Origin of the sequence: Gloeocapsa sp. PCC 7428, from assembly GCF_000317555.1 — a bacterium.
Classification (GTDB): Bacteria; Cyanobacteriota; Cyanobacteriia; order Cyanobacteriales; family Chroococcidiopsidaceae; genus Chroogloeocystis.
The window spans coordinates 2674725-2693597 of the sequence record NC_019745.1; the positions used below are offsets into that span (position 1 = coordinate 2674725).

18 protein-coding genes are annotated in these 18873 nt (G+C 44.4%); 7 read left to right on the plus strand and 11 right to left on the minus strand.

Annotated elements, in window-relative coordinates; translation table 11 throughout:
* Nucleotides 1–66 precede the first annotated feature (66 nt).
* On the minus strand, nucleotides 67–1098 hold the full coding sequence (gene hppD, locus GLO7428_RS11710) for a 4-hydroxyphenylpyruvate dioxygenase (RefSeq protein WP_015188755.1): 1032 nt from the start codon (nucleotides 1096–1098) through the stop codon (nucleotides 67–69).
* Between the two features lie 100 nt (nucleotides 1099–1198).
* Complete coding sequence (locus GLO7428_RS11715) at nucleotides 1199–1912, minus strand: SDR family oxidoreductase (RefSeq protein ID WP_015188756.1); 714 nt, start codon at nucleotides 1910–1912, stop codon at nucleotides 1199–1201.
* A gap of 277 nt (nucleotides 1913–2189) precedes the next feature.
* On the opposite strand from GLO7428_RS11715, the gene ftsH2 reads away from it, so the two are divergent.
* The 3 genes from ftsH2 to GLO7428_RS11730 all read left to right on the plus strand — a co-directional run bounded on the left by ftsH2 (nucleotide 2190) and on the right by GLO7428_RS11730 (nucleotide 6464).
* Nucleotides 2190–4070 carry an ATP-dependent zinc metalloprotease FtsH2 gene (gene ftsH2 / locus GLO7428_RS11720; protein WP_015188757.1) on the plus strand — a complete coding sequence of 627 codons (1881 nt, stop codon included), beginning with the start codon at nucleotides 2190–2192 and terminating at the stop codon, nucleotides 4068–4070.
* 477 nt (nucleotides 4071–4547) lie between these two features.
* Nucleotides 4548–5789 (plus strand): RNA polymerase sigma factor SigC, encoded by a 1242-nt coding sequence (gene sigC / locus GLO7428_RS11725; RefSeq protein WP_015188758.1) that lies wholly within the window; start codon nucleotides 4548–4550, stop codon nucleotides 5787–5789.
* A 219-nt stretch (nucleotides 5790–6008) separates the two neighbouring features.
* The gene (locus tag GLO7428_RS11730; protein ID WP_015188759.1) at nucleotides 6009–6464 is read left to right on the plus strand and encodes a Fur family transcriptional regulator; all 456 of its coding nucleotides are present in this window, start codon (nucleotides 6009–6011) and stop codon (nucleotides 6462–6464) included.
* Between the two features lie 51 nt (nucleotides 6465–6515).
* Here the strand turns inward: GLO7428_RS11730 and GLO7428_RS11735 are convergent, their stop codons facing one another.
* The 6 genes from GLO7428_RS11735 to GLO7428_RS11760 form a co-directional block, all read right to left on the minus strand.
* Nucleotides 6516–6989 (minus strand): SH3 domain-containing protein, encoded by a 474-nt coding sequence (locus GLO7428_RS11735; RefSeq protein ID WP_015188760.1) that lies wholly within the window; start codon nucleotides 6987–6989, stop codon nucleotides 6516–6518.
* Nucleotides 6990–7039: 50 nt separating this feature from the next.
* Entirely contained in the window at nucleotides 7040–7771 is a 732-nt protein-coding gene (locus GLO7428_RS11740) for a TIGR04283 family arsenosugar biosynthesis glycosyltransferase (RefSeq protein ID WP_015188761.1), read from the minus strand.
* A gap of 45 nt (nucleotides 7772–7816) precedes the next feature.
* The gene (locus GLO7428_RS11745; protein ID WP_015188762.1) at nucleotides 7817–8131 is read right to left on the minus strand and encodes a carbon dioxide-concentrating mechanism protein CcmK; all 315 of its coding nucleotides are present in this window, start codon (nucleotides 8129–8131) and stop codon (nucleotides 7817–7819) included.
* Between the two features lie 303 nt (nucleotides 8132–8434).
* Complete coding sequence (locus GLO7428_RS11750) at nucleotides 8435–8815, minus strand: rhodanese-like domain-containing protein (protein WP_015188763.1); 381 nt, start codon at nucleotides 8813–8815, stop codon at nucleotides 8435–8437.
* Between the two features lie 357 nt (nucleotides 8816–9172).
* Entirely contained in the window at nucleotides 9173–9595 is a 423-nt protein-coding gene (locus tag GLO7428_RS11755) for a hypothetical protein (protein WP_015188764.1), read from the minus strand.
* Between the two features lie 43 nt (nucleotides 9596–9638).
* Nucleotides 9639–10523, minus strand: a complete 885-nt coding sequence (locus GLO7428_RS11760; RefSeq protein ID WP_015188765.1) for a M48 family metalloprotease — start codon at nucleotides 10521–10523, stop codon at nucleotides 9639–9641.
* Between the two features lie 420 nt (nucleotides 10524–10943).
* On the opposite strand from GLO7428_RS11760, the gene GLO7428_RS11765 reads away from it, so the two are divergent.
* Nucleotides 10944–11138 carry a hypothetical protein gene (locus GLO7428_RS11765; RefSeq protein WP_015188766.1) on the plus strand — a complete coding sequence of 65 codons (195 nt, stop codon included), beginning with the start codon at nucleotides 10944–10946 and terminating at the stop codon, nucleotides 11136–11138.
* An 82-nt stretch (nucleotides 11139–11220) separates the two neighbouring features.
* On the plus strand, nucleotides 11221–12402 hold the full coding sequence (locus GLO7428_RS11770) for a homocysteine biosynthesis protein (protein ID WP_015188767.1): 1182 nt from the start codon (nucleotides 11221–11223) through the stop codon (nucleotides 12400–12402).
* Nucleotides 12403–12452: 50 nt separating this feature from the next.
* Here GLO7428_RS11770 and GLO7428_RS11775 read toward each other — a convergent pair whose 3' ends face one another.
* Nucleotides 12453–13358, minus strand: coding sequence for a hypothetical protein (locus GLO7428_RS11775; protein WP_015188768.1), 906 nt, complete (start codon nucleotides 13356–13358; stop codon nucleotides 12453–12455).
* A 439-nt stretch (nucleotides 13359–13797) separates the two neighbouring features.
* On the opposite strand from GLO7428_RS11775, the gene GLO7428_RS11780 reads away from it, so the two are divergent.
* On the plus strand, nucleotides 13798–14601 hold the full coding sequence (locus tag GLO7428_RS11780; protein ID WP_015188769.1) for a lipopolysaccharide assembly protein LapB: 804 nt from the start codon (nucleotides 13798–13800) through the stop codon (nucleotides 14599–14601).
* On the opposite strand, the gene GLO7428_RS11785 is transcribed toward GLO7428_RS11780, so the two are convergent.
* Nucleotides 14594–15217, minus strand: a complete 624-nt coding sequence (locus GLO7428_RS11785; protein WP_015188770.1) for a TMEM165/GDT1 family protein — start codon at nucleotides 15215–15217, stop codon at nucleotides 14594–14596. The genes GLO7428_RS11780 and GLO7428_RS11785 overlap by 8 nt on opposite strands.
* 272 nt (nucleotides 15218–15489) lie before the next feature.
* Here GLO7428_RS11785 and GLO7428_RS11790 point away from each other — a divergent pair, with 272 nt between their 5' ends.
* Nucleotides 15490–16242 (plus strand): DUF429 domain-containing protein, encoded by a 753-nt coding sequence (locus GLO7428_RS11790; RefSeq protein WP_041919109.1) that lies wholly within the window; start codon nucleotides 15490–15492, stop codon nucleotides 16240–16242.
* On the opposite strand, the gene glgP is transcribed toward GLO7428_RS11790, so the two are convergent.
* Nucleotides 16226–18781 carry an alpha-glucan family phosphorylase gene (gene glgP / locus GLO7428_RS11795; RefSeq protein WP_015188772.1) on the minus strand — a complete coding sequence of 852 codons (2556 nt, stop codon included), beginning with the start codon at nucleotides 18779–18781 and terminating at the stop codon, nucleotides 16226–16228. The two genes, GLO7428_RS11790 and glgP, sit on opposite strands and share 17 nt — an antisense overlap.
* Between the last annotated feature and the right edge of the window lie 92 nt (nucleotides 18782–18873).

Consider the following 18873-nt stretch of genomic DNA (forward strand, 5'->3'; position numbering starts at 1 on the left):
ATTTGGTACAATCGTGTTTTAAATATTTAATCTCTATGTTTAAGATTACTAATCTAACAGCACTTTTTACATACTGCCGCGTTTGATTTGTTCGCGTTCAATTGCTTCAAACAACGCTCGAAAGTTACCTTCACCGAATCCAGGCGCTTGTAGTCGGCGCTCGATTAGCTCAAAGAAAAAAGTGGGTTCGCCAAAAATTGGTTGCGTAAAAATTTGGAGTAGCAAGGCATCAGGACTAGCATCTTGCCAATCAACCAAAATTTGTTGCTGCGCAATTTCCTGAAGTTCCTCCATAGATAAAGGAAGTTTATAGCGTTCTTGAAGCTGAGTGTAATAACTCGGAGGAACCGGAAGAAACGACAGTCCCCACTCGCGAAATTTTGCCACACTCGGCACAATGTTGGCTGTTTGTAAAGCAATGTGTTGAATTCCAGGGCCGCGATTGACATCCAAAAATTCTTGAATTTGAGAATTAGCGGAGGCGGGTTCGTTGATGGGTAGTTGCACTTGGCGATCGCGCGACACTAAAACTTGGCTATACAAACCCGATCGCTCAGTTTGAATGTTAAATGACTGCTTCGTTTGAAAACCCAAAGTGTTTTGGTACCAAGTAACTGCCCGCTCTAAATCGCCTGCGCCTACATTGAGAACAATGTGATCGATACCCGTAAAGCTCAAAGGCGATCGCAATTTTTCAGTTGGTAAAGAAAGGTCATCGTACCCTGAATGCTCAATCAAAGTATGTGATAGCGATCCCCAACCCGCAATTTTGGCAGTTCTAATTTTATTGTCGTGTTCAATAGGTTGCAAAACTTTCGCACCGTAGGCGATCGCCCGCTGCAATACAACGTCAAGATCTTCAACATTAAACGATACATCAGCAACACCAGGCGGATGCTGCTGTAAATAGAAGGCGACAGGGCTTTGGGGCGTCAGTGGCGAAGATAGTACAAAACACACGGAGCCACTTTTGACGACTTCCGTGCGAGTGTGTTCGCTAACGCCACGCGCGACTGATTGAAAGCCTAAATGTTGAACAAACCAGTTACACGATGCTTGGGCATCTTGTACGTAAAAATGAACGCGATCGATCCTCATATCCTCCAAAAATCCAGCACAACAGCTTACCTGTGTGTAAATTTTGCCTAATTTTGCTGGATTTGCAGGTCACTCTTAAGCAAGAATCCTCCTTCATTGATTAGAAGAACAAATGACTATCGGGCTGAATGTTAATTTCCATTGGGACAGCTTGCGGATCAGCTGACAGTGCGTACAAAATCGCCTCCGCAGCCGTTTCCGTACTCAGCATTTTTTTGCGATCTAGCTTTAACTGTACGTTATCCCAAAATGGAGAATTTACACCACCAAAGTAGAATAACGTGAATTTTACTCCAAATCGCTTTAACTCTTCCGCCATGCACTTGCTAAACCCAACAACGGCATACTTAGAAGCACAATACGCCGCCGCCATCGGCATCGAATGCTTGCCTAAAATGCCGACAACATTACAAATATGTCCTGATTTCCGCTCTTGCATTAATTCAGCGGCGGCTTGACTCGTATAAAAGCTCCCTTTGAGGTTGACATCAAGCATCGCTTCTAAATCAGCCGGTTCCAAGTTTCCATACGGCTTCATCACCCCCGCACCCGCAGCATTGACCAAAGCATCGATTTGACCAAACTGCGCAATAGTTTTCTCCATTAAGATATCGACTTGTTGCCAATCTGTAATATCTGTAGGTACCGCTAAAGTTTGCCCCGCACCTGCATCAAGTTGATTCACTAGCTGCGATAGTTTGTGACTATCTCTTGCTGCTAGTACTAACTGTGCTCCTTGACGCGCCAGTTTATGGCTTAAGGCTGAACCAATACCCCCAGTCGCACCAACAACGACAACAACTTTATTTTGCATACACGCCTTTACATTTCTTTACACCTGTTTTTATCATACTGGCGCAAAACATCGATCTCCAGCGCAAGTGAAGCATCATACTTCCGCAGTCTAGTCCAAAGAATTAAAATTACGTTACATTTAATTAAGATTGCAATTGGCTTTAACCGCATCTCAGAACTGGGGATCAGCGGTAAAAAAGTTAAAAATATCACTTAAAAGCTCTATTTTTAAAGGGTACAGCACCCGATAGTAGAAAAGCTGAACTGTTGTATATGCATCAAAAGGCAACTAACTGATGAAACTTTCTTGGAGAGTACTCTTACTGTGGACATTGCCTGCGCTAGTAATTGGCTTCTTCTTTTGGCAAGGAGCGTTTGCTTCCGCACCTACAGACATGAGCAAGAACACAGCCAGTACCCGCATGACCTACGGTCGCTTCTTAGATTACCTAGATTCTGGTCGTGTTACGAGTGTAGACCTATATGAAGGTGGTCGCACCGCCATTGTCGAAGCTGTTGACCCAGAATTAGACAACCGCATCCAACGTCTACGGGTAGATTTACCTTATAACGCTCCTGAACTGATTTCTAAGCTCAGAGATGCCAACATCAGCTTCGATTCGCATCCACTTCGTAATGATGGAGCGATTTGGGGACTACTCGGTAACTTAATCTTCCCCATTTTGTTAATCGGTGGTTTGTTCTTCTTGTTCCGACGTTCGAGCAATATTCCTGGTGGACCAGGACAAGCAATGAACTTTGGTAAATCCCGCGCCCGATTTCAGATGGAAGCCAAGACGGGTGTGAAGTTTGATGATGTTGCTGGTATTGAAGAAGCAAAAGAAGAACTTCAAGAAGTTGTCACGTTCCTTAAGCAACCCGAACGCTTTACCGCTGTAGGTGCGCGCATTCCCAAAGGCGCATTATTAGTTGGACCTCCAGGAACTGGAAAAACACTTTTGGCAAAAGCGATCGCGGGTGAAGCCGGAGTTCCATTCTTCAGCATCTCAGGAAGTGAATTCGTCGAAATGTTTGTTGGTGTCGGTGCTTCGCGCGTCCGCGACTTATTCAAAAAAGCCAAAGACAACGCGCCATGCTTGATCTTCATCGATGAAATCGACGCGGTAGGAAGACAACGCGGCGCGGGAATCGGCGGTGGTAATGACGAGCGCGAACAAACACTCAATCAGTTACTTACTGAGATGGACGGCTTTGAAGGCAACACAGGAATCATTATTATCGCCGCGACGAACCGCCCTGATGTTCTTGATGCAGCATTACTGCGCCCTGGCAGATTTGACCGTCAAGTCATTGTCGATGCTCCCGATGTTAAAGGACGTCAAGAAATTCTCAAAGTCCATGCACGAAATAAAAAGCTTGACCCGAATGTGTCCTTAGATGCCATTGCACGGCGGACGCCAGGATTTACCGGAGCCGATTTAGCGAACTTGCTCAACGAAGCGGCAATTTTGACCGCACGACGACGCAAAGAAGCGATTACATTGTTAGAGATTGATGATGCGATCGACCGCGTTGTCGCGGGAATGGAAGGGACACCACTCGTAGATAGCAAGAGCAAGCGCTTAATTGCTTACCATGAAATCGGTCACGCTTTAATCGGTACTGTACTTAAAGACCACGACCCCGTACAGAAGGTCACGCTGATTCCGCGCGGACAAGCACAAGGACTAACATGGTTTACTCCGAGTGAAGACCAAGGATTAATCTCGCGCGCACAGCTAAAAGCAAGAATCACTGGTGCATTAGGTGGTAGAGCCGCTGAAGATATTATCTTTGGCGCGGCAGAAATTACCACGGGCGCAGGTGGCGACTTACAGCAAATTAGTGCAATGGCGCGTCAGATGGTCACTCGCTTTGGTATGTCTGAGCTAGGACCACTGTCGTTAGAAAGCCAAAGTGGAGAAGTCTTTTTAGGTCGTGATTGGATGACTCGCTCCGAATACTCCGAAGCGATCGCCTCAAGAATCGATGCTCAAGTCCGCACCATTGTGGAAGAGTGTTACGAAAACGCCAAAAAGATCATCCGCGAGAATCGTGTCGTTGTCGATCGCTTAGTCGATCTACTCATCGAGAAAGAAACGATCGATGGCGAAGAGTTCCGCCAGATTGTTGCTGAGTATACTGATGTGCCTGACAAGCAATCTGTTACAGCATAGTAGGTAGTTCGCTCACAATTAAATAATCAACAGGGACGACGTTGTTGTATATGTTGTCCCTTTTTTTGTTTAGTATGCAAAACTCCTATCAACCATGCTTCGCTGCACAAGAACTGAGCGCGATCCTCAGGAAATCGACATAGCACAGTTGTAGATTAATTTATCCTTTGACTGAGGTCACAGCTATTTTGCCTGCAATACTTTTATAATTCATTGTCTAAAATAGCTACAAATTTGCTAGTTTTACGTATAAATTTGTTCTTTTTTATACTAAATCTAAGGTTATTTGACCACGTTTTCTTGGATATACAAGTTTAAACACATATTACTAGTAACAAAAAGAACACAAAATAACTACTTAAAGATTTAGTTAATGGAACTCTCAAACCTGTTATTCCATCTTAGATAGCGGGAACAATAGCAACAGGAAGTAGCTACGCACCCTAATAATCACCTGGAGCGATTGAAACGACCCCTATGCCAGCAACATCTTTTTACGCCTACACAGCTTACGAAGAGCAATCCTCTCAAGATTTTCAGCATGAGCCTAATGAAGCTGATCTAATTGAGGGAGATCTAATCGACTTCGATATGGAGTCTAACGATGCTGCTAACTCGCAGCCAAACGTTAATCGTCGCACGACCGATTTAGTACGTTTATATCTACAAGAAATTGGTCGAGTGCATCTTTTAGGGCGAGACGAAGAAGTTTCCGAAGCTCAAAAAGTGCAACGCTACATACGCTTGGTAGAACTGCGCGCAAAAGCAGCAAAAAACGGGGACGAAATTATGGTTCCCTACGAACAACTTATGGCGGTTCAAGAGCGCTTAACATCTGAACTAGGACATCGCCCTTCTTTGGAGCGTTGGGCGACTAGCGCTGGCATAGAGGTCGCAGAACTCAAACCCTTGCTTATTAAAGGTAAACGGCGTTGGGCTGAAATTACCGGCTTAACTGTACAAGAGTTAGAGCAAATTCAAAGCGAAGGAAACCGCGCCAAAGAACACATGATCAAGGCGAATTTACGCCTAGTTGTGTCAGTTGCGAAAAAGTATCAAAATCGCGGTTTAGAGCTACTCGATCTCGTACAAGAAGGAACGCTTGGTTTAGAAAGAGCCGTAGATAAGTTTGATCCTACTAAAGGTTATCGATTTAGCACTTATGCGTATTGGTGGATTCGCCAGGGTATTACACGCGCGATCGCTACCCAAAGCCGAACAATTCGCCTCCCTGTCCACATAACAGAAAAACTCAATAAAATCAAGAAGGCACAACGTAAAATCTCGCAAGAAAAAGGCCGTACACCAACCATTGACGATATTGCTGCGGAGTTAGAAATGACACCACCGCAAGTTAGAGAAGTTCTCTTGCGTGTCCCACGCTCGGTATCTTTAGAAACCAAAGTAGGTAAGGAGAAAGATACAGAACTTGGAGAACTACTTGAGACGGACAGTATTTCACCAGAAGAAGTCTTAATGCGAGAAGCTCTACAGCGCGATTTACAGCATTTACTTGCGGATTTAACCGATCGCGAACGTGATGTGATTTTGATGCGCTTTGGCTTAGGAGATGGTCATTCCTACTCGCTAGCTGAGATTGGACGCGCCTTAGATTTGTCTCGCGAACGCGTACGTCAGATTGAATCTAAAGCTTTACAGAAGTTGCGCCAACCCAAGCGCCGCAACCAAGTCCGTGACTATCTAGAGACTTTAAGCTAACGCGTTCCTCGTCGGGGCGTTGTTGGGGCGTTGTTGGGGCATTGTTGGGGCATGACATGTCATGCCCCAACAAATCTTCTAATTTTATAAAGGTCTAGTTGAGTTTAAAGTATTCGCAACTTTCTATTGGAAATCATTTGCAATAGTTCAGTCTTGTTGACAATTAGTGCGAATCTTTCTTATAATTATCAATAAATATGCTTTGTTGAGAAGGTTGCCATGACTGTTTACACAGCTACCTCGCTCAAGGCGGAACTCAACGATCGTGGTTGGCGTTTAACTCCCCAGCGAGAAATTATTCTACACGTTTTTCAAGAGCTTCCCAAGGGCGAACATCTCAGTGCTGAAGATTTGTATCATCACTTAGATGCTCAAGGAGAAGGTATTAGTTTATCTACAATCTATCGGACGCTAAAACTAATGGCGCGGATGGGCATCCTCCGGGAATTAGAATTAGGCGAAGGACACAAGCACTATGAGCTAAACCAGCCATACCCCTATCACCATCATCACCTAATTTGCGTTCGTTGCAACAAAACAATCGAGTTTAAGAACGATTCCATTTTAAAAATTGGGACAAAAACCGCTCAGAAGGAAGGATATCACCTACTAGACTGTCAATTGACAATTCATGCGGTATGTCCTTCTTGTCAGAGGGCTTTGTTACCTTTGTAAATTCGTAAAGTGAACAAGAAGAAACACTTTGCTCAAATACTTGCCAACTCACTATTCTTCAATTCTTTCTACGTTACCTGCTTTAACCCAACCTTCTTGTTCGCTATTTTCTAAGCGGATTCTTTGCCAACTGTTATCAGAACTTGTTTCTAAAACGGTAATCTCTTCGTTATAACCTACTCCAGCAATGCGTTCCGCGTCGGCATTGGGTTCCGAGCGTACGCTCAAACCTTGCGCCCAAGTCACTCGCGCCCTGTATGTTCCTGGGGCTAGTGTTGCGGAAGAGTCTTGGCTTGTATTTGTCGTGGTATTCGACTGAGTATTCGAGGACGTTGTAGCTGTAGGCGCCGTAGGAGAAGAGCCTCGTGCTTTTACTTCTGCGGTATCATTGGCAAAAATTGGTTTAGGTGGAGGTGTTGTTACTCGATGCAGAAAGTACAAAGCTGCTGCTACGCCACCACTAATCAAAATAAGTGCAGCTAAACTGATACCGAGTAAAAATTTACTGACATTCTTCCAGCGCATTACAATCACCCCGTCTAAACCTTTAAATTAGATTTTACGCTTGCGTACGACTAACGAACATCTTCATAAAACTGCTTTAAATAAGCTGCGGAAACACCAAAGCCCCACAAAAAACCAATATAAACATAAATTGCTGTTGCCTTGAGCGAACCCCAACGCGCTACTCGTCTATCTGAACTTTGAACAACACGATTTACTTGACGCAATCGCCCACAGCGCACAAGTTTCAAGCATAAATCAGCTTCTTCTAAAATAGGAAGTTCGCTATCAAAACCGCCACAAGTCCAAAAATCAGCGCGACGACAAAACATAACCTGATCGCCAAAAAGTAACCGCAGTCCTTTAAAAAAAAGATGCGGTCGAAAGACTAGAGGAGCGTAGTAAGTTTTGAGATAGTTATGTAAGGAAATTCCCCAACGTGTTGTATGTTCTCCTACCATCAAAGAAATAAAACCACCGCCAGCAATACTCTGATCTTTTAGAGTTTGCTCAATCACGGCGATCGCATCATCAGGCAATAAAGTATCAGCGTGTAAAAAACACAAGATTTCCCCTGTCGCTGCGGCTGCACCTTGATTCATTTGCAGCGATCGCCCCCGCCCCTGCGAAAAAATCACTTTTACGCCAGCTTGTTGCGCAATGGTAATTGTTTGATCTTCGCTTCCACCATCAACAACGAACACTTCCTGCGCCGGAGGTTCTAACAGCCTAAGGTTGCGTAAGGTACGTTCTAAACAACTTCCTTCATTCAAAGTAGGTATGATGATTGAGACACCAGGCATCGTAGTTGTCAGGCTCAGACAAGGCTTAAGTGTAATTATTGATCGCTAAACGCGGAACTGCTCTACGGATTGTCTGTAGTCAATCGGCAATACAGTCTCGACATTTTCGTGAGGACGAGCAATAACATGATAGGAAAGTAATAACTCTTCTTCAGTGTTAACTTGCCTAACCGAATCAACTCCCGCCGAAACCGAGGTTTGTACTTCCGCAACATCCCCTCTGACAATAATCGTATATCGAGCACTGCTAACTTTTTCATAACCAACTAAGGTTACACGAGCAGCTTTCACCATGGCATCTGCTACTGCTAAAGCAGGGGGAAGTCCCTTAACTTCAACCATACCAACTGCTGCTGGCATTTTTTGTCTCCTAAACTGCGCGAACCAACGACACTCATTGTAAGCAGCAACTTGCACCATAAAGCGATCGCTGCTACTTAATACACTGCCAGCATACCGAAATTAAGCTAGAGCGCTTCTAGCGTAACTGTTTTAGGTCTTGTAGTAAAGAGTACAAATTGCTTTTGTGAAAATTCTTGCTTATTTTTAGTATTTGATTGCAGCAAGTACGTCGAATTAATTTCTTAGGGATTGCTTCATCAAGCAACTGTCAACTTACAGCAAACTAACAACTTGAATTTAAAAAATCTCTAACTAAAGTCACTAAATTGATAATATCTGTACGATAGATTCAACAGGATAGCCAACTGCTTTCCAAGCCGCAACACCACCGCGTATTTGTGAGACATTGTGGTATCCCACGGCGCGCAACTTATCCGCTGCTAGTGCAGTTTCCTCGTCAGTTTCGCCGTAGATATAAATATCGCGTGTGAGTTCTAGAGTAGATAAAGTCCGGTCTGTCAACTCTGCGAGTGGTATGGGAATGGCTCCTAAAATGTGACTATAGTTATACTCATTGCGATCGCGCACGTCGATAATTGTTAATGCTGGATCTCCCCAATCTAACCTTGTTTTCAAGTCATAAACAAGTGATTGAGCTTTTAAGGGTGGTGGCATGGGAATAATTCCCAAAAATTTGTGCATAGATTTGTCACTTTTGATCCCTTCTCTTGCAATCTAACAACTATTTTTACAATTCGCAATGTTTTGTATAAATCTGTTTAATGGCATATATAAAAAATGCAAAAATTTGCATCATTCTTTGGTACGAATTCTCAAAAAAATATTTTTGAAGCGAGTGATTTCGCAAATGGTAATTAAGATGACGTAATTCCTTAAATATGTATAGCAAGACGCGTTCAGGTTAGGACAAGTATATTGAGTAAATCTATTGCGCGCTCAAGCTTTTAAAGAAGCTAATCGCCATAACATTTCTAACAGAAATAAAAAAGTGCTGGAAATAAGTGTTTCCAGCACTCTCGAAAGAGAAAATATTGTAAATTAACGCGGGCGAGGAGCCGTCAGCACCTCCCAAGCAGCTTTGGCAGCATCCGCTAAGCGATCGCCTAATTCAGCAACTTCTTTAACAACGGAGTTCCAATTCTTTTCTGCTTCCTTCTGAATCAAAGAAAAAGAGTATTCGATGCGATCGCGTTCAATCAGCTGATTTCCTTCAATCGTTTCCCGCGCTCGACGTACGGCGTTGAGATACGCCTCACGTGTCAGTGTTCCTGCGGATTGAGCTTCGGCTTGGGCGCGTTTTTTGAGCGCATCAATCAAAGCTTTAGTTTCGTTTTTGAGATCGTCACTCTCGCCAGCCATTTCAGCTTCGACGAGATCGTTGGTTTGGGGAGAGATTTGTGTCGTTTGCGGAATAATTTGAACTTCTACAGAAGTATCAGTGTTGTTAGGTTCAGTAGTCATTGTTGTCGCTCCTAATTTTAAAGTTGACTGGAAAATTCTGGCATTATCGCCCAAAGGAAAGTTCAGAAGGCGATTGCGGAAGTTCTTGTTCTAACTTCAATAGCTGTTGAATTCGTGTTTCGGTGGGTGGATGGCTAGAAAATAAATTGCCTAAGAATTGACCAGAGATAGAATTTACAATCAACAATGGTTCAAACGCTGGGTTGGCATTCATAGGTAACTGACGCGCAGTACTTTCCAAGCGTTGCAAAGCACGCGCCAATGCTCTGGGATTGCGTGTAATTCTAGCAGCCCCTGCATCTGCTTCAAACTCCCGCGTGCGCGAGATAGCTAGTTGAATAACCGTCGCAGCCATTGGGGCTAAAAAAATCGTCAAGAGTAAGCCGAGTGGATTTGCACCTCGATTACCATCGCGTGAAGAAGGAAACCATAAGCTGTAGCTCACGATTTGCGCTAACATCGAAATCGCGCCACCAATCGTAGCCGCGACAGCTTGAGTTAAAGTGTCACGATTGGCAATGTGGGTAAGTTCGTGCGCAATGACACCTTCAAGTTCATCTTTTGGCAATATCTGTAAAATACCTTCTGTCACTGCAACTGCGGCGTGTTCTGGATCGCGCCCCGTCGCAAAAGCATTCGCAGCAGGGCTAGGAACAATATAAATTCCTGGCATGGGTAAGTTAGCGCGATCGCACAATCGTTGCACCATTTGATATAACTCTGGCGCTTGATTGAAGCTAACAGGTTGTGCGCGATATGCTGCTAAAGCAATCTTATCTGATTGATACCATGACATTAAATTTGTTACCGCCGCTAGCGCGATTCCAATAACGACGCCTCCTAAGCCGCCGATTACCCAATAGCTAATCGCAATGAGTAAACCACTCAGCAAGCCCAATAAAGCGACAGTTCTTAATTGATTTTTCATATTCTGTTTGCTCTCCTGATAATGCTGTAACTGTATTGCAATCTGTATTTAGATACAGCATTACTTAAGTCGCACTTTGATTGTATCGACCTAAACTCAGATTCCTTAGGAAGAAAACGCTAATCAGAAAGTACGGTTTTGCCTACTAATCGCGCACTTGTTAGCATTAGTTTTGATTTTTAGTATTTTTTGTAACAGATATTTATTGAATGCAGAGATTTTCTATTGCACGACAGTGCTTTAGATCGTCAATTTTATTTGATTATAGGGCAGACAAAATTTTAAACTTGAATTGCAATTAACTGCTATCCTCGAATCAATCGAGAGCTTACACGAAGTAAGAGAACATCAAGCCGTATGTTGGCGTTAATTGCTTATACGCGCATTTCTTCTACACAAATATAGCTTAAATGGTTATTCATGAATCAAACTGGATTTATTTTTAAAGTGCTTCTGTTGTCTGCTGTCATATCAATTTTGATTAAGTATGGTGGTGCTTATTTACCACTTTTACCAACGTCAATCAATGCATTGATGATTGTTTTACTGCCGAGTATCGCTATGGCGATCGCACTTTACCAAAGATATTATCAGCAGTTACATCACTCTGAATAAGCAACTGACACGCTTTTGCTTCCTATCTGCCTAAGCTTCTTGTTATTTTATTCTCTCGCTGAAACACGAGATTTTGCTTTTTATGCGTACAATCGCTGAGATTAATCAAAAAATTGCCGACCAGCGTGTCAAAGTATTGACAGTTGAGGAATTAAAAGCAAGGGTAGCAGTCGTGGGTAGCACTCAAGCAGCCCAGGAAGTTGATGTGATTACGACTGGCACTTTTGAACCGATGGAGTCTTCCGGAGCAATTATTAACTTAGGACACACTGACCCACCGATTAAAATTCGTCGCTGTTGGCTCGATGGTGTTCCAGCTTATTCAGGTTTTGGCGCAGTTGATTTATATTTGGGTGCAACGCAAGCGGTGGAAGCTGTTGATGGCGAGGAAGCGCGAGAAAAAGGCGGGGGTCATGTTATTTCTGACTTAATCGCAGGATTACCGATTCAGCTACGTGCTTTAGGACAAGTCACCGATTGTTATCCGCGTGCGAGCTTTGAAACGACAATTACCCGCGATACTATCAACCAGTTTTATTTATTTAATCCCCGAAATTTATATCAAAATTTTATTGTTGGTGTCAATGGCGGCGATCGCCCCTTATACACATATCTAGGTCCACTACAACCGCGTTTAAGTAATGCAGTTTACTCTAACCCTGGTGCGCTTTCGCCATTATTCAACGACCCTAATTTACAAACAATTGGCATTGGTACGCGAATTTTCTTAGGTGGCGGAATTGGCTATGTTGCGTGGGAAGGAACACAGCACTTTCCTTTACAAAAACGGCTGCCGAACGATACCCCCATTGGTCCTGCGGCAACTTTAGCGTTAATTGGCGATGCCAAACAAATGGATGCTCGTTGGGTACGTGGTTGCTATTTTAAAAGCTATGGTCCTTCGCTTATGCTCGGTGTTGGAGTCCCCATCCCAGTTTTAAACGAAGAAGTCGTTGTCCACTGTGCAGTTCAAGACAACGACTTAGTTGCGCCTATTGTAGACTTTTCAATTCCGCGTCGCGTGCGTCCTACGTTTGGTTTAGTCAGCTACGCACAGCTTAAGTCTGGACGAATCATGATTGAAGGAAAGCCTGTGCGCGCGGCTCCCCTAGCAAGTCTGTTTTTGTCACGTCAAATTGCCATCACCCTAAAACAATGGATTGAAGCCGGAAAATTTACGCTTACTGAGCCAGTTGCACGCATTCCTAAAGAACGGTCTTTTCTTCCTCAAGACATTTGGGGCGCACAAGTTGCCTTAGAGTGAGGGGAGAGTGAAAGAGAAGTTTATAACAGAACCTTACTGTGTCCCTCTGCTCAATTTGGTGGCTTTGGGCGTTTGATCGGTTTAGGAACCGATGATTTTGGAATTGGTCGCGCTGTTGGCTTAGAGTCTAAAGTTTTACGCACGGGACGTGGCGTTTCGGAATTGCGTTTTGGAAAGGGATAACCACCTTTACGTGGCGGACCACCACGCTTTAACTTGGGCTTCGCTGGCAGAATTGCGATCGCATTTGCCTCTGTTAGGACTAAATCTTTCTCCTGTCTCTTCGCGTGTAAGTCCCAAAACTGACCAACTGCTTTACTTTTTAGATCCCCGTTGAGTTTTAACTTGAAATACTTGGGCTTATCCGAATCTTTGCGTGGAGCCTGCTTGATTTTCACAATAAAGTGTTCGTCAGGAGCAGACTGATAAACAATCTCACCCCGCACAGAGAAATAGCCATCTTCAACGAACGGCGCAGTCGATGTCATTTCCTCTGGTGCAGCAGGAGATTCACCCTGATCTGTTGTATTTTGCTGTTTTGCTAACTTATCTGGCTCCCAAACACCAACAACTTGTAGGTGTAAAGTTCCTTCTTTTGGTTGCGTACGCGGATAAACTACCCACAAATGTTCTTGAGATAAATCGAGGTGGTTCCGCACTAAACTCATAATCCTTCCTAAAAGGACAGTTTCAATTTCTACGCCATCGCTTGTCAACAGAACACCTTTAGTGAATTGCTCGCTGCTGGGGACGTACTTGCCACGAACTAACCCAATTGCACGATATTGCATTGGTTCGCTCGGAGGTGGGATCGGTTGCTGTCGATTGACAGATTCTAAAGTAGTTTCTGAGAGATTTGGTGATGATTCAGCTTCGGTACCTGCTTGCGAGCTTATTGTAACGCGCTCAAAAGCAGCATTAGACGATTCGGAAAACGGATTAACAGAGGAATTCATAAAAACTCCTTGCGGCGGAGACACATCCAAATTGAGATTTTATTTGGCACCTGCACATTAGCTGTAAACTGATAGGAAGTACACGCTGGTAACTTCTTAGCAAAAACAGTCGCTTAAATGCATAGTGCAAAGTCCAGTGTGCGAAGCATAGCACAGGTACATACCCTCTAGTCATCGAACACAGAACAACCATCACCCAACCGAACATTATTTGAAGGTTCTGTGCGTTGTTCCAAGCGTTCATGAGGTTCAAATCCTATTTCACAGCACGTTCCTACAAAAAATTGGTTGAAATCTGTTTTAAGTACCTACTTGAGACATATTGGAGATATTTTAACTTGTAGGTCTAAAATGCTTTGGCAAAGTTAAAGCATTTTTCAGTAATGCCCTGATTTGTCAAAGATAATATTATTTTAGATTTAGAGTTCAAGGCAGTTTTGTGTCTCAACCACGTAGACGCTGGTTTATTAGTGTAGTTCTGGTGCTGGCAATCATTGCCTTTGTTGGCTTTTCCATGCTTCCTTTGTTCAGTACCGCATTTCGTGCTAGTCAACCAGCAGGCGAAGCACCCGTAACGAATCAGGCGCAACAACAACTTACAGAAGCTGCACGCGGGTACGAAGTTGTCCTTCAGCGAGAACCAGAAAATCAAACAGCGCTGCGGGGACTTGTCAAAGCGCGACTTGAATTGTTGGATCTTAAAGGTGCTGTTGCTCCCCTACAGAAATTAGCAGCATTGAATCCTACAGAAGCTGAATACAATTTACTCTTAGCAGACATTAAGCAACGGCTAGGCGATCGCGAAGGTGAAACGACGGCTTATCGCTCGATTCTCGCAACCAATCCAGGTAATCTTCAGGCGCTTGAAGGACTCGCTAATATTCAATTACGCGAACAACGCCCGACAGAAGCGATCGCATTACTTCAGAATACACTTGATAACGCGCAACAAGCTGATAACATCGACGTTAACGCTGTTCGGCTGCTGTTAGCTCAAGTTTATGCAACACAGCAAAATTACAACGAGGCGATCGCCATTTACGACGAACTCATTAGTAATAATAAACAAGACTTTCGTCCGGTATTAGCAAAAGCAATGGCGCTCAAACAACAAGGTAAAAATGAGGAAGCTAAATCCTTATTTGATAACGCTGCGTCTTTAGCTCCCGCACAATACAAAGAGCGCATCAATCAACTTGCGCAAGCCCCGCAAGTTGCACCAACTCCTAGCCCCGCTAACTAAGAGGTCCTTCCCACCACGCGACCAACCCAAAGAGTAAAAACAAGCACCCACCAAAGATTGTCAATGCTTGCTCGGATATTCGTCCAGCAAGCATTCTGCCACCGATGACGGCGATCGCCGCACAAAGGGCATGACCTAAAATGGCACCTGTCGTTACCCCAAAGGGATTATTGCCTGCGGCTAAAGCGATCGTTGCAAATTGCGTGCGATCGCCCCATTCGGCAAGAAATGTCAAAACAAAGGCTTCGACGCAAATTGCCCAATTTGTTTGCTGAGGTAAGTGACCTTCGGCTTTGTCAACAATGTCTGCCGCTTCTTGGACAACTTCAGCATCACACGTATTCGCTGGCATTTGACTCGCATCGTACAGCAGTTTAAAACCAAAGCCAATAAACAAAACGATTTCAGCGTAATAAATGTAATTTGGTGGCAGTAAAGACGCAACTTGTCCGACAAGTACAGATAGCACCGTCATTGCGGCTAAAGCCGCCACTACAGCAGCAAAAATCAGCCTGCGCGAGTGGCGCATCGCTAAAATTGCGGCGATAAAGAATGTTTTATCTCCTAGCTCAGAAACGGCAATGAGTAAAAAGCCCGCGATGAATGCAGATAGCACCTAATCAAGCTCCTCAAACTAGACTTACTGCTAAAGAGCTTGATGACCGCCAAAAGACCCCACCAAGCTCACATAAACTGCTGTGAACTTAGTGAAGGTCTCACTTCCAAATTAGCGCGCTCGATGCTAGGTGCTAAATTGTCACTTGAACCAGGCTTATACGCCAGTGTGTTGATTCAAGTGTACTGACAAAACCACGTGTCAGTAGCTACTCCCCTTCAAACTAGGTTTATTCTACTATGTCTTGCGATAGATTTAAAGAAAATATTAAAATGAGGTTTATAGGAATCGATTTCGGATGGCGATCGCAACCGAGTGGTTTATGTTGTCTAGAGTGGCAAGATAAAGCGCTACAACTTGTAGATTTAGACCGAAAAGAAGCGATCGCCGATATTTTTACCTGGATTGATACCAAAGTAGAACCCCACGCACCGGCGATCGTAGCCGTAGACGCCCCTACCATCATCCCCAACGCGACAGGAACGCGTTTACCCGACAAACTCACGCACAAATACTTTGGTAAATACCACGCAGGATGCTACCCAGCCAACCAAAGTTTAGCCTTTGCCCAACGTACTATCAATTTCGGCTTAGAACTCGAAGCACGAGGATTCGTCCACGCCCCGCAAATCGAACCACAAAAACTCGGAAGATACCAAATCGAAGTTTTTCCCCATCCGGCGATCGTTCACTTATTCAACCTCAACTGCATCCTCAAATACAAAAAAGGACGCCTCAGCGATCGCCGCCTAGAACTCATCAAGCTTCACCAACACATTCTCACCACCCTCCCCACATTATTTCCTTCTTTGTGTTCTTTGTGCCTTTGTGGTTCGTTTCCCCAAGAAATCCCCAGCACCACAGCAGCCCTCAAAGCCCTCGAAGACAAACTCGATAGCCTCATCTGTGCTTACGTAGCCGCTTATTGGTGGTACTGGGGAACCGAACGAAATCTAGTACTCGGCGATCGCACAACAGGTTACATTGTTGTTCCCAAGAAACAAACTACTAATTTGCCCACATAATCACCCTAGGTTCATACGGACTCGAAAGCAAGGCGTGCTTTGGTAAAACGCGCAACGACAAGCCTTGTAAACCGGAAGTTGTATAAGTAATCGTGCCAGTATAAATGCTATAGCCTTGTTGATCGCGACCTTGGAAATTCATTTCATGCGCAATTCCGTTCACAATTTCGCCACTCGCATCAACCGCACCTTGATAAAGTTCTACCTGCACATCTTCTGGAGAAAGATTAGCCAAGTCAATTTGGGCTTTTACCGAGATATTTTGATTGACTTGCACATCAGAACTCGCAGCAATATCAATATTGACAATTTTGATATTAAACCAGCGGTCGAGAAGATTCACTTTCCACTGCGCTAACTCGCGTGCAGGAGAGTAGTGATTCGCTGTCAAAGTATGGTAGCGATCGCTTGCGGGGAAATAGGCTTTCCTAGCATAATCGCGCACCATCCGCGCGGTATTAAAGAATGGACAATTGTAGCGAATTGCGGCTTTCATCTTGGCAAGCCATTGACGCGGTAGCCCGTCAGCATCGCGGTTATAGAACAAGGGAACAACTTCTTTTTCAAGTAACTCATAAAAAGCATTGGCTTCGACTTCATCTTGATAATGAGGATCGTCGTAAGATTCACCGTGTCCAATTGCCCAACCTGTGCGCACATAATCAGCTTCATCCCACCAACCATCAAGGACACTGAGGTTCAGCAATCCATTCATCGCTGCTTTCATTCCACTTGTACCCGAAGCCTCTCTAGGGCGGCGCGGTGTATTTAACCATACATCGCAACCTGCAACGAGTAAACGGGCGATGTGAATGTCATAGTTAGGCACAAAGACAACTTGCTTTTCTACACCATGTTCCTGAATAAAGTGATTAATATCGCGGATCAGTTCTTTACCAGGAATATCTTTCGGATGGGCTTTACCCGCAATCACAAATTGCACTTTACGATCTTTATTTGCCATAAGAATGCGCTTGATCCTGTCAATGTCTCGCATCCACAGCGTTGCGCGCTTATAAGTTGCAAAGCGACGCGCAAAACCAATCGTCAGCGTTGAGGGATCGAGAACTTCTTGGGAAGAGGCAATTTCTGCTGGCGAAGCACCGCGATCGCGTAAATGCTTGACCAAGTGTTCGCGCACCGCGACAATCATTTCTACCTTACAGCGTTCGTGATTGCGCCATAATTCTTCATCGGGGATAGCATCAACACGTTCCCAAAGTTGATGATCGGTTGGTGCAGATGACCAAGTAGGACCAAGGTAGCGATCGTATAATTCTTGCGTTGATTTAGCAACACAACTACGCGCATGAACGCCATTCGTAATCGCGGTAATTGGAACTTCATCTTCCGGTAAACTGCGCCACAAGCCTTGAAACATCTCGCGCGACACGACACCATGCAATTGCGCTACACCATTAGCAAACGTTGCCATTTTCAGCGCGAAAACTGCCATACTAAATGGCGCAGTGAGATCGCCCGTATTTTCTCTTCCCAACCCCAAAAATTGATCCTTGGATAATCCAAACTCATCAGCATAATGCCCCAAGTAATACAAAATTTTATCGGGTGGAAACAAGTCAATTCCTGCGGGTACAGGAGTGTGAGTAGTAAAGATATTACTCGAAATGACGACTTGTCTTGCTGTGGCATAATCTAGCCCTTCTTGCATTAAGCCACGGATGCGCTCTAACGTGAGAAAAGCCGAGTGACCTTCGTTCATATGGTACGCTGTCACTTTGTATCCTAATGCCTTGAGCATCAACACCCCACCAATTCCCAGCATAATTTCTTGGTGGATGCGCATATCGATGTCACCACCGTATAACTGATCGGTGATATCGTGATCGTAAGGGTTGTTGGGTTCGATATTGGTATCGAGTAAGTAAAGCGGTACTCTCCCCACTTGCACGCGCCATACTCTCGCGTAAACAGTACGTCCAGGATAAGGAACCGCAATGCGTAACTCTGAACCATCAGGATGACGCTCTAAATGCAGCGGCATATTATAGAAGTCATTAATTGGGTAGCGTTCTTGTTGCCAGCCATCAGGGTTAAGATATTGCGCAAAATAGCCTTGCTGGTAAAGTAGCCCAACTCCTACGAGTGGTAATCCTAAGTCACTAGCTGATTTGAGATGATCGCCTGCTAAAACGCCCAAACCTCCAGAATAGATCGGTAAGCAATCAACTAAGCCAAATTCAGCGGAAAAATACGCATAACACTCTGATTCCTGGCTTCGATTTCTTTCGTACCACGTTCCGTCTTGCAAATATTCTTCTAACTGGCGCGCCGCGCGATCCATTTGCGCGAGAAAGCCTTCGTCTTCCACAACTTCTTGCAGTCGTGTTTGACTAATTGTTCCTAGCATCAAAACAGGATTGTGATGACTCGATTCCCAAAGGTCTAGATCCAAGCGGCGGAATAAGTCTTTAGCTTCAGTGTTCCAGTCCCAGTGAATATTGTAGGCAAGCTGCCGCAGTTTTTCTAGATGGGGCGGCAAAGCTGGCGAGACGTTGAATGTGTAAATTGGTTGCATAAGATGGCAGATATGTATTTGGTTATTAAAGAATTGTTTAACTACTTCTGCCGCAAGTTGGCAACGATTAATACTTTATCGAGGATAAAGCG

What these genes read in the sequence shown, in the direction of transcription:
- ftsH2 (WP_015188757.1), top strand. Translation starts at nt 2,190, where the DNA reads ATGAAACTTTCTTGGAGAGTACTCTTACTGTGGACATTGCCTGCGCTA.
- GLO7428_RS11760 (WP_015188765.1), bottom strand. Translation starts at nt 10,523, where the DNA reads ATGAAAAATCAATTAAGAACTGTCGCTTTATTGGGCTTGCTGAGTGGT.
- glgP (WP_015188772.1), bottom strand. Translation starts at nt 18,781, where the DNA reads ATGCAACCAATTTACACATTCAACGTCTCGCCAGCTTTGCCGCCCCAT.
- sigC (WP_015188758.1), top strand. Translation starts at nt 4,548, where the DNA reads ATGCCAGCAACATCTTTTTACGCCTACACAGCTTACGAAGAGCAATCC.
- GLO7428_RS11750 (WP_015188763.1), bottom strand. Translation starts at nt 8,815, where the DNA reads ATGCACAAATTTTTGGGAATTATTCCCATGCCACCACCCTTAAAAGCT.
- GLO7428_RS11755 (WP_015188764.1), bottom strand. Translation starts at nt 9,595, where the DNA reads ATGACTACTGAACCTAACAACACTGATACTTCTGTAGAAGTTCAAATT.
- hppD (WP_015188755.1), bottom strand. Translation starts at nt 1,098, where the DNA reads ATGAGGATCGATCGCGTTCATTTTTACGTACAAGATGCCCAAGCATCG.
- GLO7428_RS11735 (WP_015188760.1), bottom strand. Translation starts at nt 6,989, where the DNA reads ATGCGCTGGAAGAATGTCAGTAAATTTTTACTCGGTATCAGTTTAGCT.
- GLO7428_RS11740 (WP_015188761.1), bottom strand. Translation starts at nt 7,771, where the DNA reads ATGCCTGGTGTCTCAATCATCATACCTACTTTGAATGAAGGAAGTTGT.
- GLO7428_RS11730 (WP_015188759.1), top strand. Translation starts at nt 6,009, where the DNA reads ATGACTGTTTACACAGCTACCTCGCTCAAGGCGGAACTCAACGATCGT.
- GLO7428_RS11715 (WP_015188756.1), bottom strand. Translation starts at nt 1,912, where the DNA reads ATGCAAAATAAAGTTGTTGTCGTTGTTGGTGCGACTGGGGGTATTGGT.
- GLO7428_RS11790 (WP_041919109.1), top strand. Translation starts at nt 15,490, where the DNA reads ATGAGGTTTATAGGAATCGATTTCGGATGGCGATCGCAACCGAGTGGT.
- GLO7428_RS11770 (WP_015188767.1), top strand. Translation starts at nt 11,221, where the DNA reads ATGCGTACAATCGCTGAGATTAATCAAAAAATTGCCGACCAGCGTGTC.
- GLO7428_RS11765 (WP_015188766.1), top strand. Translation starts at nt 10,944, where the DNA reads ATGAATCAAACTGGATTTATTTTTAAAGTGCTTCTGTTGTCTGCTGTC.
- GLO7428_RS11745 (WP_015188762.1), bottom strand. Translation starts at nt 8,131, where the DNA reads ATGCCAGCAGCAGTTGGTATGGTTGAAGTTAAGGGACTTCCCCCTGCT.
- GLO7428_RS11775 (WP_015188768.1), bottom strand. Translation starts at nt 13,358, where the DNA reads ATGAATTCCTCTGTTAATCCGTTTTCCGAATCGTCTAATGCTGCTTTT.